Annotated in this window: 11 protein-coding genes and 1 tRNA gene; 9 read left to right on the forward strand and 3 right to left on the reverse strand. The window is 34.2% G+C overall.

Annotation, left to right across the window (positions count from 1 at the left end; genetic code table 11):
• Positions 1-13 precede the first annotated feature (13 nt).
• Positions 14-1342: a hypothetical protein gene (locus tag FC091_RS14675; RefSeq protein ID WP_138435086.1), complete on the reverse strand. Its 1329-nt coding sequence runs from the start codon at positions 1340-1342 to the stop codon at positions 14-16.
• On the reverse strand, positions 1342-2070 hold the full coding sequence (locus FC091_RS14680) for a type III pantothenate kinase (protein WP_138435088.1): 729 nt from the start codon (positions 2068-2070) through the stop codon (positions 1342-1344). Before FC091_RS14680 ends, FC091_RS14675 begins: the two co-directional genes overlap by 1 nt.
• Positions 2071-2172: 102 nt before the next feature.
• On the opposite strand from FC091_RS14680, the gene FC091_RS14685 reads away from it, so the two are divergent.
• The 6 genes from FC091_RS14685 to FC091_RS14710 all read left to right on the forward strand — a co-directional run bounded on the left by FC091_RS14685 (position 2173) and on the right by FC091_RS14710 (position 8866).
• A tRNA-Phe gene (locus FC091_RS14685) sits at positions 2173-2248 on the forward strand.
• A gap of 155 nt (positions 2249-2403) precedes the next feature.
• On the forward strand, positions 2404-4851 hold the full coding sequence (gene thrA, locus FC091_RS14690) for a bifunctional aspartate kinase/homoserine dehydrogenase I (protein WP_138435090.1): 2448 nt from the start codon (positions 2404-2406) through the stop codon (positions 4849-4851).
• A gap of 6 nt (positions 4852-4857) precedes the next feature.
• Positions 4858-5778: a homoserine kinase gene (locus FC091_RS14695; RefSeq protein ID WP_138435092.1), complete on the forward strand. Its 921-nt coding sequence runs from the start codon at positions 4858-4860 to the stop codon at positions 5776-5778.
• On the forward strand, positions 5775-7079 hold the full coding sequence (gene thrC / locus FC091_RS14700) for a threonine synthase (RefSeq protein ID WP_138435094.1): 1305 nt from the start codon (positions 5775-5777) through the stop codon (positions 7077-7079). Before FC091_RS14695 ends, thrC begins: the two co-directional genes overlap by 4 nt.
• Before the next feature lie 148 nt (positions 7080-7227).
• Complete coding sequence (locus FC091_RS14705; RefSeq protein ID WP_138435096.1) at positions 7228-7566, forward strand: P-II family nitrogen regulator; 339 nt, start codon at positions 7228-7230, stop codon at positions 7564-7566.
• Between the two features lie 4 nt (positions 7567-7570).
• Positions 7571-8866, forward strand: coding sequence for an ammonium transporter (locus FC091_RS14710; RefSeq protein WP_138435098.1), 1296 nt, complete (start codon positions 7571-7573; stop codon positions 8864-8866).
• Between the two features lie 94 nt (positions 8867-8960).
• On the opposite strand, the gene FC091_RS14715 is transcribed toward FC091_RS14710, so the two are convergent.
• Positions 8961-11540, reverse strand: coding sequence for a phosphoenolpyruvate carboxylase (locus tag FC091_RS14715; RefSeq protein WP_138435101.1), 2580 nt, complete (start codon positions 11538-11540; stop codon positions 8961-8963).
• Positions 11541-11716: 176 nt separating this feature from the next.
• Between FC091_RS14715 and FC091_RS14720 the strand changes: the two genes are divergently transcribed.
• The 3 genes from FC091_RS14720 to arsS all read left to right on the forward strand — a co-directional run bounded on the left by FC091_RS14720 (position 11717) and on the right by arsS (position 13754).
• Positions 11717-12190 carry a nucleoside deaminase gene (locus FC091_RS14720; protein WP_138435103.1) on the forward strand — a complete coding sequence of 158 codons (474 nt, stop codon included), beginning with the start codon at positions 11717-11719 and terminating at the stop codon, positions 12188-12190.
• Positions 12191-12304: 114 nt separating this feature from the next.
• Positions 12305-12640 carry an arsenosugar biosynthesis-associated peroxidase-like protein gene (locus tag FC091_RS14725; RefSeq protein ID WP_138435105.1) on the forward strand — a complete coding sequence of 112 codons (336 nt, stop codon included), beginning with the start codon at positions 12305-12307 and terminating at the stop codon, positions 12638-12640.
• Positions 12641-12698: 58 nt separating this feature from the next.
• Positions 12699-13754, forward strand: a complete 1056-nt coding sequence (gene arsS / locus FC091_RS14730) for an arsenosugar biosynthesis radical SAM (seleno)protein ArsS (RefSeq protein ID WP_138435107.1) — start codon at positions 12699-12701, stop codon at positions 13752-13754.
• Position 13755: the final 1 nt, after the last annotated feature.

Genomic DNA, 13755 nt, shown 5'->3' on the forward strand with positions numbered 1-13755 from the left:
TTTTTTATTATTGTTAGTTGTACTTCTTTTGTCTAAACCATCTAGAGTTTAAAGATAAACTTACATTGAAGTTTATAAAATTCTCTTGAATTAAATTATTGTTAGTTGTTCCTCGTTTTCCAATTTCAAGACCTAGGTTTAAATTTGAGAATGGATCCCGAGATCTTTGACCAACTGGTAATCCTAAACCAAAAGATATGCCAAACTCTTTTATCGATTCATTTTTTACTACCAAGCCTGTATTTGCAAAGTTAATTCCTGCCCTGTAAACAACACGTTTAAAATATCCTGTAAAAGCATCATAATCAGGGATAAAAAATCCTCCTAAAGAAATTTGCGAGGCATTCTCAAAGGAAGAAACATCATTAGTATAAAATGGATTAGAAAAATCACTTGTGTTCTGAAATGTATACTCTGCTCCTACAAACCAAGATTGTGGTTTACCAAGACCTGTTCCAATAGACCATCTTGAAGGTAATGTTAAATCTGTTTTTTCTAAATTTTGACTTTCTAAATCTATTTCAATAGTATTAAGTACAATTTCTGAATCTGTTGTTAAGTCCAAAACCTCGACAGTTGATATAGAACGCCTATTATCTGACTTTAGTTTACTCTGAGGAGCAAATGTAGCCGTTGCTGATAATTCTAGTTTATCGGAAATCTTTGTTTTATACGCCAACCCAAAGTTAAGATTCAGACCGCTTAAATCAGACCTACTATCTTCTCTAGTTTGAAGCTCTACCAACTCACCATCTTGCGTGTAAGCAAACTCAATAGCTGAATTTTGGATATTACCAAAATTATAGTTTACATCAACTCCTGCACTAAATTTATTAGAAATTTGATATCCAAAACCTGCAAACACTCTGTTTACGCCACCCTCACCTCTAAAGCGATTAACAATATCATCATTATCGTTAATGTCATCTAGTTTATATCCCACTGAGGTATATGGCATAAGTCCAAAACCAAGACCAAATTTACCGATTGGAACTGACAATGCGATGTAATCGAAGGTAGAACTATTGCCTTCTGCTTCTCCTGAATCGCCTTTTAAGGTTACATTAGATGAAGTACCTGCTACAGCAAATTTTACTGGTCTACTCTCGCCATCATATGGATAAGCGTCTATATTTTTACCAACGTATGATGCTGGATTTCTAAGGTTAAGGTGAATACTATCTAAATAAACACTAATACCTCCCATACTACGATTTTCTACAGTGCCCTTAAACTTAAGGCTACCTATTCCGTAAAATGAATATGGTGATGCTGTACCCTGTTGTGCAAAAACACTAGAACTTATAATTGCAATACAAATTACAATGAGTCTCTTTATCATTATTTTGAATTAAAATCTAGAATATAATTCAAACCCTCCAATAGAAAATTTGAATTCGCAAATATGCTATTTTTTAATTGGTTTGACAAAAAATTGGTGTCACCACCTGTTAAAATAACTGTTAAATCTTGGTGTTCAGCTGTATATTGGTCTACAACACCATCAATTTCTTTAACAACTCCTATAATTACACCAGAGTGTATGGAGGATTCGGTCGAACTACCAATTATGTTTTCTGGTTGGTGCTTTTCTAATAACGGAAGGTTTGCAGTTAAATTATGAAGCGCATGATATCTTAGTCTAATTCCAGGAGAAATAGCACCACCCAAATACGCATTTTTATCAGTTACAAAATCATAGGTTATACAAGTACCAGCATCTATAATTAACACATTATTATCTGGAAACTGACTTACCGATGCACTTACCAATGCTATACGGTCTACACCTAGAGTTTGTGGTGTTTCGTAAAGATTTTTAAAAGGTAATTTTATCTTATGGCTTAATTCCAAAACTTTTAAATCTTGCTCAACTAAATCTATTTGCTTTTTAGATAATTTACCAACAGAGGAAATAATAGCCTGTTTTAATTTCGGAAAATCCTTTTTTAGCTTTTTATATTCCTTTTTAAATTCCAAAAGTTTAAAGCTAACCTTATGAATTAGCTCATCATTCTGAAAAACAGCTAATTTCACAAAAGTATTACCGACATCAATGATAAGATTCATATGCTTTTTATATGGAACAAATTTATAAAATCAAATTTTACAATTTTCTTTTTGGTAATACTAAAAATGAATTTATATTTGCATCCGCTTAATTAAGCAATTGGTGCCTTAGCTCAGTTGGTAGAGCAAAGGACTGAAAATCCTTGTGTCCCTGGTTCGATTCCTGGAGGCACCACCATCAAAAACCCGATTCGAATGAATCGGGTTTTTTGGTTTTTACAGATTACCGCTTTTCAAAAAACATCACGACCTTAGTTTTTATGTAATATATTTACTTAGACACCAATCTCTTTACACAATTTTTAATATACTTGTTAAAAGAATGATTTACAAGTGAAAGTACTTAAGTTCGGCGGCACTTCAGTTGCCAATTCAGAAAACATATCAAAGGTTATAAAGATTCTAGAAAGTGAATCTAAAAAAAATAAGATTGCAGTTGTTGTTTCAGCTTTAGGAGGCACAACGGACCTACTTATTGAAGCCGGAAATCTTGCCACAAATAAAGATGAAAAATACTTAGAAGTATTTCAAAACATTGTCAATCGTCACATTAACACTGTTGAAGAATTAATTGAAGACAAAAACAAAATAGCAGTATTAAATGAAGTCAACACCAAACTTGAAGAATTAAGACAAATTCTTCAAGGGCTTTATCTTATAAACGAATTTTCCAACAAAACCATTGATAAGATTGTAAGTTTTGGAGAACTTTTATCCTCTTTCATCATTTCTGAAGCATTACAACAAACTGTAAAAAACGCTTCTTTAAAAGACAGTAGAGAACTGATTTTAACGGATTCAACATTCACTAATGCAGCAGTAAAAACAAAAGAAACTACAACTAATATTTCTTCGTTTTTCAAAAAGAATAAAGACAAAATTGTTATCCTGCCAGGTTTTGTTTCCAAAAACAAAAATAACGAAACCACAACATTAGGAAGAGGTGGCTCTGACTACACAGCAGCTTTAATTGCCTCAGCTGTTAAAGCAGATATATTAGAAATTTGGACTGATGTTAGTGGCATGTACACCGCAAATCCCAAATTGGTAAAACAAGCATTTCCGATAGAAGAAATATCATATCAGGAAGCGATGGAACTGTCTCATTTTGGCGCAAAAGTACTGTATCCGCCAACTGTTCAGCCAGCCTTGCAAAAGAAGATTCCGATTCTGATAAAAAATACTTTTTCACCAGATGAAAAAGGCACTTTAATTACCAAAAAAGGCAAAGACAAAAAGCAACCTGTTAAAGGTATAAGTCATATTGAAAACATAGCTCTATTGACTTTAGAAGGTAACGGTATGGTTGGTGTCCCAGGGTTTTCTAAGCGTTTATTTTCCGCGCTATCAAGAAACAACATCAATGTGGTTTTAATTACCCAAGCGTCATCAGAACATTCTATTTGTGTTGGTGTTTTTAGCTCTGAATCTAAAAAGGCAAAACACGTTGTGGATGAAGAATTTGTTTACGAAATTTCAAAAAAGAAAATAAAGCCTTTACTCATTGAAGACAGCCTAGCCATTGTTGCTGTTGTTGGAGATAACATGAAAAATCACCAAGGTATTAGTGGCAGAATGTTTAGAGCTCTAGGCAACAACAATGTCAATGTTAGAGCTATTGCTCAAGGCGCTTCTGAGCGAAACATTTCAGCCGTTATTTCGTACAAAGACATAAAAAAAGCACTCACAGCATTACACAATCGCTTTTTTGAAAAACAGATTAAAACACTCAATCTTTTTATTGTTGGTGTTGGAAATGTTGGTGGTATTTTATTGAACCAAATCAGAAAACAACACGATTATCTTAATGAAAATCTCCTACTTAATGTTAGAGTTGTTGGCATAAGCAACTCTAAAAAAATGATTTTTGAAGAAGAAGGTATTGACCTAACTACATGGAGCGAACAGTTACAAAAAGGCAAAAAGCAATCTCATAAATTATTTTTTGATACCATAAAAGAACTCAACCTCAGCAATAGTATTTTTATAGATGTTACAGCAAATGAAGACGTTGCAAAAACCTACAAAAATTATCTAATGGAAAGTATTTCAGTAATCGCTTGCAATAAAATTGCTTGTTCTTCAAAATATTCAGATTATAAAGAATTGAAGGATTTATCAAGAAAATACAATGCTTCATTTTTATTCGAAACCAATGTTGGCGCAGGTTTACCTGTAATCAACACACTAAACAACCTTGTTAACTCAGGTGATAAAGTCACTTCTATTCAGGCTGTTTTATCTGGAAGTCTGAATTTTATATTCAATAATTTTGATGATACGAGCAGTTTTCATGACATCGTAAAACAAGCTCAAGAAGAAGGCTATACAGAGCCTGACCCAAGAATAGACCTCAGTGGTGTAGATGTTGTCAGAAAGATTTTAATTCTCACCAGAGAAGCCGGTTATAAACTCGATTTAAAAGACATTAAAAACCAATCATTTTTGCCTAAAGAAAGCTTAGCGGCTAAGACTGTTGACGACTTCTACAATACTTTAAAAAGCGAAGCTTCACACTTTAGCAAGCTATACAAATCAGCACAAAACAACGATTGCCAGCTAAAATATGTTGCCGAATTTAACAATGGGAAGGCAAGTGTAGGATTAAAAGAAATTGACAAAGAACATCCTTTTTACAATCTAAAAGGAAAAGACAATATTGTATTATTCTTCACCGAACGATACACAGAACAACCACTAATTATAAAAGGTGCTGGTGCTGGCGCCGAAGTTACAGCCTCTGGTTTATTTGGAGATATCATTACTTTAGGAAGAAATTAAAAAATCATGAATCAAATTAGAGTATTTTCACCTGCAACTGTTGCCAATGTATCGTGCGGTTACGACGCCATGGGTTTTGCATTAGAAACTTTGGGTGACGACATGATTTTCACTAAAACAGATAGCAAAGACGTTGTCATTTCTAAAATCGAAGGCGCAAATCTCCCATACGAAGCCAATAAAAATGTTGCTGGAGTTGTTGCTCTGCTTATGCTTGAAGACAGTAAGGCCAACTTCGGATTAGACATCCAAATTTTCAAAAACTTTAAGCCTGGTAGTGGATTAGGGAGTAGCGCTGCAAGTGCTTCAGGCACTGCGTTTGCTGTAAATCATTTATTAGGCAATAAATATTCAAATTTAGAACTTACTAAGTTTGCTATGCAAGGTGAAGTAGCTGCTTGTGGTTCTGCAATTGCAGACAATGTAGCAGCAGCAATTTACGGAGGCTTTATTCTGGTTAAAAACTACGAACCTTTAGACATAGTCAGCATACCAACACCTACAAATTTGGTCGCCACTATTATTCACCCTCAAATTGAAATTAAAACTGAAGATGCACGTAAAGTTGTACCAACACAAATCGATTTAAAAACAGCTATTACACAATGGTCTAATGTAGGTGGATTAATAAGTGGTTTACACAGAAATGACTTTGATTTAATTGGCCGTTGTTTGGTTGATTTGGTGGCAGAACCAAACCGGAAAAAATTAATTCCACTTTTTGACGATGTTAAACAATCTGCAATTGCCGTAGGTGCTTTGGGAGCTGGTATTTCTGGTTCTGGACCATCAATTTTCGCACTAAGTAAAAATCTTGAAACGGCGCAAAAAGTTGAAGCAGCAATGGATGCCGTTTATAAAAACTCTGGCATTGATTATAACACTTACGTATCTCATATAAGTAAAACAGGAACACGAATTCAATGACATATTTTAGCCTTAACCATAACTCACCAGAAGTTTCACTTGAAGAAGCTGTTATTAGAGGATTGGCGCCTGATAAGGGTTTATATTTTCCAAAGACAATTCAACAATTACCAGATTCTTTCTTTCAAAATATTGAAAACCTGAGTCATGTTGACATTGCTTACGAAGCCATAAAACAATTTGTTGGAAATGAAATTCCTGAAGAAGATTTAAAACCAATTTTAAAAGATGTTTTAAGTTTTGATTTCCCAATAGTTGAAATTGATGAAAACATAGCTTCATTAGAATTGTACCACGGACCAACTATGGCATTTAAAGATGTTGGCGCTAGGTTTATGGCACGTTGTCTTGGTTATTTCAACAGTAAAAATCAAAACACAAATAAAATTACGGTTTTAGTAGCTACTTCTGGTGACACAGGCGGAGCTGTTGCTAGTGGTTTTTTAGGTGTAGATGGCGTGGATGTTGTAATCTTATACCCAAGTGGAAAGGTTAGCGATATACAAGAAAAACAACTTACAACGCTTGGTCAGAATATTACAGCACTTGAAGTTGATGGAGTTTTTGATGATTGCCAAGACATGGTTAAGACGGCATTTTTAGACCAAGACTTAAAAGGCAAACGTAATTTAACTTCAGCAAACTCAATTAATATTGCGCGATGGCTACCACAAATGTTTTACTATTTCTTTTCATACAAAACATTAAAACAAAAGGACAAAAAACTGGTCTTCTCGGTACCAAGTGGTAATTATGGGAATATTTGCGCTGGCATGATGGCACAAAAACTAGGCTTACCTATTCATCATTTTGTTACAGGCACCAATGCAAACAATATTATACCTGAATACTTAAAAACAGGTAACTACCTAACTAAAGCCTCTATTGCTACAATAAGTAATGCTATGGATGTTGGTGCACCAAGTAATTTTATAAGGATTGAAGCACTTCACAACAACAATTTTGAGCAATTAAGAGCAAATCTTTCTGGCTACAGCTACACAGATTCTGAAACACTTGATGCCATAAACTTTTTAAAAACGCAGTACAATTATACAGCTGATCCTCATGGATCTATTGGCTATTTAGCATTAAAAAATTACATAACTCAACATCCTGATTCTTATGGTATTTTCTTAGAAACAGCACATCCTATTAAGTTTTTACCAGTAATGCCAAAACAAATAGCAGACCAAATAGAAATGCCTTCTCAGATTAAATCTATTCTACATAAAGAAAAGAAGAGTGTCAAAATTTCTAGCTACAACCAACTAAAACATTTTCTTTTAAACAACCCTTAATTTATTTTAACTTATTTTCAAATTACAAACCTCTTAATTTTTAGGGTTAAAATTTGATTATATCATAATTATATGTGATGACCCCTAAAAATTTAGGGGTTATATTTTTATTTATTATAAATTTGAACGCAAATCAAAATTTATTTCAATGAAAAAAGTTGAAGCCATTATTAGAAAATCAAAATTTTCGGCTGTTAAAAGCGCACTGCATGAAGTTGGTGTAAATTTCTTCTCTTATTGGGACGTTACAGGTCTTGGTAATGAAAAAGAAGGCCATGTTTACAGGGGCGTTTCATATAGTACTAGTGACATACAAAGACGTTATCTATCTATTGTAGTGAATGACGATTTTGAGGAAGTAACTATTAATGCCATTTTAAAATCTGGAGCTACAGGACAAGTTGGTGACGGTAAAATCTTCGTATCTGACATTAAGGAATGCTACAGAATACGAACGGGGGAAAAAGGCGGTCAAACTTTAAACTAAAACAATGGAATTATTTACTACAAACAATGTTTGGATGATGATTTGCACTGCCCTGGTTTTCTTTATGCATCTTGGGTTTGCTTTCTTAGAAATAGGATTAACACGTCAAAAAAACACATTAAACATATTATTCAAAAACATTTTTATCATCACATCTGGTCTTTTACTTTATTACCTTATAGGTTTTAATCTCATGTATCCTGGCGAGTTTAACGGTTTCATAGGATTCTCTGGTTTCGGGTTAGATGCACCATTGACAGATTCTGGTACTTTAGACTTAACCTATAATGAAGGCTACACGTATTGGACAGACTTTTTATTTCAAGGTATGTTTGCAGCAACCGCAGCTACTATCGTCTCTGGAGCCGTTGCAGAACGCATTAAGATTGGTCCATTTATGGTTTTTGCAGTTTTATATGTAGGATTAATTTACCCTATAGCTGGCTCTTGGAAATGGGGAGGTGGATTTTTAGACAAGCTTGGATTCTACGACTTTGCAGGCTCAACGCTTGTACACTCAGTAGGTGGTTGGGCTGCATTAGTTGCTGTATGTTTATTAGGTTCAAGAATCGGAAAATTTAAAGACGGAAAACTACAAGCTATACCTGGTCACAACATACCAATCGCCACTGCAGGAGTACTAATCCTATGGTTAGGCTGGTTTGGATTTAATGGTGGCTCTGTACTTTCTGCAAATCCAGAAGCGACATCATTAACACTTGTAACTACATGTCTTGCCGCAGCTGCCGGAGGTGTTTTTTCTGCCATAACCTCAACAATTATGTTCAAAAATCTTGACCTTACTATGTTTTTGAATGGTATACTTGGCGGACTAGTTGGTATCACAGCAGGAGCAGATGTTATGAGTCCTACAGATGCTATTATCATTGGCGCCGTATCCGGAATTATTATTGTACTAGCTGTTAGTTTTATTGACAAACTTAAACTAGATGATCCAGTTGGAGCTATAGCCGTACATCTTGTATGCGGTATTTGGGGAACTTTAGCAGTAGGGATTCTTGGTTTTAAACCATTAACTAATGATGCAGGTGATTTTTTAAATACAAACGGTAATGTGGTAGCTTCTGCATTAGAAGCCGCTAACGAACTATCATTTTTGCCTCAACTTTATGGTGTCTTGGCTTATGCTGCCATCTGCCTTGCGTCTTCATTTTTAATCATTTTTTCTTTAAAGAAAACTGTAGGTATTAGAGTTTCTGAACTTGAAGAATTAGAAGGTCTTGATGCACATGAACATGGCATGGATGCTTACCCAGACTTCAGATTGAACGAACATTAATCGTTATATAACTTGTTTTAATTTAAATTGTAAAAAACACCCTCTAACTAATTTTAGAGAGTGTTTTGTTTTATAAATTTTTCTGTCTGCTTTCTTAAGCAGAATTTCTACTTGCATTGATATTTCCGAACAAGGATCTTGTTACCATTTTTTCAAATACTGCAATCTTAGCTTCATCCTTCTCACCTGCATTTTTTAATTCTTGCATCTTCTTTAATGCATACTGCTGAATGGTCAATAATGGTAATACTATAGATTCTCTTACAGCAATAGAGGCCTTAGCCACAGGCTCATCTTCCATTAATTCTTCAAAACCAGTAAGTTTTAAAATAAGACGTTTTGTAGTTTCATATTCTTTGTAAATCAATTTCCAGAAATCTCCGTATTCAGGATCATCTGCCATATAACGCGTTAGGTCAAAAAATGACTTAGACAAGGACATCATGCTATTAGCAATTAAAGTTCTAAAAAATCGTGATTCTTTATACAAATGCTGCACTTTTTCAAACTCATCCTTATCTTCATAATGCTTTAGAGCTGTACCAACACCAAAGAATCCAGGTACATTTTGTTTTAACTGACTCCAAGAACCTACAAAAGGGATGGCTCTAAGATCATTAAAATCTAAGCCTTCAGACTTACCTCGCTTTGAAGGTCGACTACCAATATTTGTCTTAGCATAATACTTCAAAGTACTCATATGCTCTAAGTAAGACAAAAATTTAGGATGCCCTTTAAAATCTACATAAGTCTGATAACTCAACTCAGCTAAGTGATTCATAACCGCTTTATCTTCTGGAGCCATTTCTGTATTCTTATCATTAAGTCGATTCATAATACCCGAACTTATAAGTTGCTCCATATTGTATTGCGAAGAATCTAAAGTTCCGAAGTTAGAACTAATTGTCTGCCCTTGAATTGTCAACTGAATTTCTTTATCCTCTATAGTTGGACCTAAAGATGCATAAAACTGATGTGTTTTTCCGCCTCCACGCGCAGGTGGCCCACCTCTACCATCAAAGAAAATAACATCAATATCATACTTTCTAGATAACGTTGTTAAGGCTTCTTTCGCCTTAAAAATTGCCCAGTTAGCCATAAGATAACCACCATCTTTGGTACCGTCACTAAACCCTAGCATTATAGTTTGTTTGTTATTTCTATTTTCTAAATGTGCACGGTAATGCGGATTGGTGTACAACTCCTCCATTACTTTTGGTGCAGCAATTAAATCAGTCACAGTCTCAAAAAGCGGCACCACATCAGCGGTTAAATTATCATTAAATGCTACAATTTTTAGCATAGCAAACAATTGTAACACATTCATTGTGGTTTGATTATTACTAATAATGTAACGACTACAAGCTATTTCGCCATTAGTCTCTTGAATAGACTTCATAGCTCTTATGGTTTCTACAATATCTTGAGAAAGTTCTTCTTTAAACTCTATTGTACCAATTGAACCTTTTAAAGAGGCCAAATGTAATTTTTGGTCATCCTCGGATAATTCAAAGAAATGCTTCGGAAACAAATCACTTTCATTATCAATTAATTCACCTACGAGCGATCTAAACATTTTATCATGCACACGACTATCTTGTCGTATATCTAGACTCGCAAAATGGTAACCGAACAAAGTGGTTTTATTAATCATTGAAGTTACCTTGTCCAAATACAAAGACTGATGTTCTTCGACAAGTCGTGTTCTTATCTGATTCAAAGCTGTCTTTAATTCTTCAAGCGTTATTTGATTTTCCCTATTTAACAATGTATTATGAAGCTTATGGTTCACATCTATAATGTGCTCTCTAATACCTTTAAAGGTTAATCGTCTCCTTAAGTATTTAATGTCCTTAATGTAATTTTTTACAATAGATTCCTTTAATTTCTTAGCAACATTAAGTGTAATTTGAGGCGTCACAAACGGATTACCATCTCTATCTCCTCCAGGCCAGAATCCAATATTTACAATAGAATTATTAATATCTTGATAATCAAAAATGTTCTGCTGAACATAATCATAAATACTTCCGAATGAATGGTAGAAAACATTTTTCAAGTACCAAATTAGGTTAACAGCCTCATCATAAGGAGTTGGTTTATGATCTTTAAAGAAAGGGGTTTTTCCTAGTTGCCCTAATAGCTCACTAATCTCTGTTAAATTATCAGTCTTTATTGCTTCGGCTAAGTCTGTTATAATACCTAAAACAGCCCCAGGATAAAACTGAGTAGGGTGCGCTGTTAAAACAATTCTTACATTAAAAGATTCTAAATACTGTTTCAGCAACTCCTTTTTGTGCTGAGCAGTCGCATTTTCTTTTAAGCTTCTTAAAGAACCTACTCCTTCCATATTATTTACAATCGAAAATGCAGCATCTTCTACAGCATCAAATAACACAACCTGACGCTCTATATATTGAATAAAACGAAATAATAAGTCTATCTGTCCTTTTTCATTCAGCTGACTTTGGTATTTTTCAAAAAAGCTATTTACTATGGTCGTTGGGTCATTTTTTTCTTCAAAACCTATTTTACAAGTTTCATAGAATAACGGTAGTAACGCTACAGTTTTTGATAATGTATCAAAAGGAAGCGTCATAAATATACTATTGTAAATCTGATATTTAGACAACACATTTTGGTTGAAACGTGCTAATTTTGGCTCAGTGTGCATATGATTTTGGTTAAATTTTAAACAACAATTTCATTGGTGAATTATTAAAGATTAAAGATATTATTTTTAGATGTAACGCTAAAGCAAATACCTATTTTTAGTCATTAAATAATTGTTATTCAACATATGCATTACTTATTTTTACGTTATAAACAAGATTAACGATAGACTGACTTATGACAGAGAAAGAAAAATTTATGCTAGAAGCTGTAAATGCAGCTTTAAAGGGAATGCACAATAATGAAGGTGGCCCTTTTGGTTGTGTAATTGTAAAGGATGGAAAAATAATAGGCAGAGGCAATAATAAAGTAACCTCAACCAACGACCCAACTGCACATGCAGAAGTAACAGCTATTAGAGATGCATGCAAAAACTTAGGCTCTTTTCAACTCGAAGGCTGTACGGTTTACACCTCTTGCGAACCTTGCCCTATGTGTCTAGGTGCTATTTACTGGGCAAGACCAGATAAGGTGTATTACGGAAGCAACCAAGCAGATGCAGCAAACATAGGATTTGATGATGAATTTATATACAAGGAAATCCCATTACCATATAACAAAAGAAGTATTCCGTTTGAACAATTAGCACCAGAGATTGCCATTAAACCCTTTAAAGAATGGGAGAAAAAAGAAGATAAAACAGAATATTGATTAACTACAAGTTTAATGCTTCTCGTTTTTTTACTCGTTTTCTGTAATCTTTAAGAATTAACCTCGACAAAAAGCATTATATTGATTTTTCGTACAATTTTAAAACTATTTTGAATGTCTAAAACCTATTACGACCCAGCCGATTTAAGAAAATTTGGAAAAATATCTGACTGGAATGAAGAACTTGGAAGCAAATTTTTTGAATATTATAATTCTGTTTTTAAGGATGGAGCACTTTCAGAAAGAGAAAAATCATTAATTGCACTCGCTGTAGCACATACGATTCAATGTCCATATTGCATAGATGCTTACACCGGAGATGGTCTACAAAGAGGTATTACCAAAGAAGAAATGATGGAAGCTTTACATGTAGCTGGTGCTATAAGAGGTGGCGCATCTTTAGTTCATGGTGTGCAGATGATGAATAAGGTAAACAAATTAGATGGTTAAAAGTAAAACTCCCCAACCCTTATTCTCGTAGATATATACAAAAAAGATAAATTAATTAATGGCTACCAAATCTTTACATAAACACAAGAGTGATTTAGCAAATAGTAATCGACAGCTTGAAATTCTTTCAAATGGAATTTTTCAAAATGGTGAATTACCCACTTTTAAAGACAAAATCGCTGAAACCAATCAGTTTCCACTAAAAGCTAAAACCTTAGAAATTCTTCAAATAAATGTTGGCTATATGTGCAATCAGGTTTGTGAGCACTGCCATGTAGATGCTGGTCCAGATCGAAAAGAAATAATGACTAGAGCAACCATGGAACAATGTTTAGAAGTTATTAAAAATACTGAAGCACACACGCTAGACTTAACAGGAGGAGCGCCAGAGATGAATCCAAATTTTAGATGGTTTGTCGAAGAAGCTTCAAAAGCAGGCATTAAGGATTTTATAGTACGCTCTAATCTTACCATTATTAGAGCTAATAAAAAATATTACGACTTGCCAGAGTTTTTCAAAAAGCATAATGTACACGTTGTAAGTTCTATGCCTCATTGGACGCGTGGAAAAACCGACAAGCAACGTGGTGATGGCGTTTTTGACAAATCCATAAAAGCATTACAAGAGCTTAACGCTGTTGGTTATGGTATGCCAGACAGCAACTTACGGTTAGATTTGGTTTATAATCCATCAGGCGCTTTTTTGCCTGGCAACCAAGCTTCAATGGAAAAGGATTTTAAAAAAGCATTGATGGAAGATTTCGGTATTCAATTTCATAATTTGTTTGCCATTACTAATCTTCCTATTAGTAGATTTTTAGATTATCTTATTGCTTCAGAAAACTATGAAGATTATATGTATCAATTGGTTGAAGCTTACAATCCTGCTGCTGTTGCCAATGTAATGTGCACCAATACGCTTTCAGTAAGTTGGGATGGTTATTTATACGATTGTGATTTTAATCAAATGCTAGAATTGCCTGTAAATAGTAAAGTGAAGCACATTTCAGAATATAATGAAGAACTATTAGAAGGAAGAAACATCGTCATTTCACAGCATTGCTATGGCTGTACAGCTGGTGCTGGCAGCAGTTGCCAAGGTACTGTGGCGTAAC

It is taken from the genome of Winogradskyella algicola, assembly GCF_005869935.1.
GTDB classification, from domain to species: Bacteria; Bacteroidota; Bacteroidia; order Flavobacteriales; family Flavobacteriaceae; genus Winogradskyella; species Winogradskyella algicola.

Bases quoted from the DNA above. Each gene is read 5' to 3' on its own strand.
- FC091_RS14675 (WP_138435086.1), bottom strand. From the start codon at position 1,342: ATGATAAAGAGACTCATTGTAATTTGTATTGCAATTATAAGTTCTAGT.
- FC091_RS14680 (WP_138435088.1), bottom strand. From the start codon at position 2,070: ATGAATCTTATCATTGATGTCGGTAATACTTTTGTGAAATTAGCTGTT.
- FC091_RS14695 (WP_138435092.1), top strand. From the start codon at position 4,858: ATGAATCAAATTAGAGTATTTTCACCTGCAACTGTTGCCAATGTATCG.
- thrC (WP_138435094.1), top strand. From the start codon at position 5,775: ATGACATATTTTAGCCTTAACCATAACTCACCAGAAGTTTCACTTGAA.
- FC091_RS14705 (WP_138435096.1), top strand. From the start codon at position 7,228: ATGAAAAAAGTTGAAGCCATTATTAGAAAATCAAAATTTTCGGCTGTT.
- FC091_RS14710 (WP_138435098.1), top strand. From the start codon at position 7,571: ATGGAATTATTTACTACAAACAATGTTTGGATGATGATTTGCACTGCC.
- FC091_RS14715 (WP_138435101.1), bottom strand. From the start codon at position 11,540: ATGCACACTGAGCCAAAATTAGCACGTTTCAACCAAAATGTGTTGTCT.
- FC091_RS14720 (WP_138435103.1), top strand. From the start codon at position 11,717: ATGACAGAGAAAGAAAAATTTATGCTAGAAGCTGTAAATGCAGCTTTA.
- FC091_RS14725 (WP_138435105.1), top strand. From the start codon at position 12,305: ATGTCTAAAACCTATTACGACCCAGCCGATTTAAGAAAATTTGGAAAA.
- arsS (WP_138435107.1), top strand. From the start codon at position 12,699: ATGGCTACCAAATCTTTACATAAACACAAGAGTGATTTAGCAAATAGT.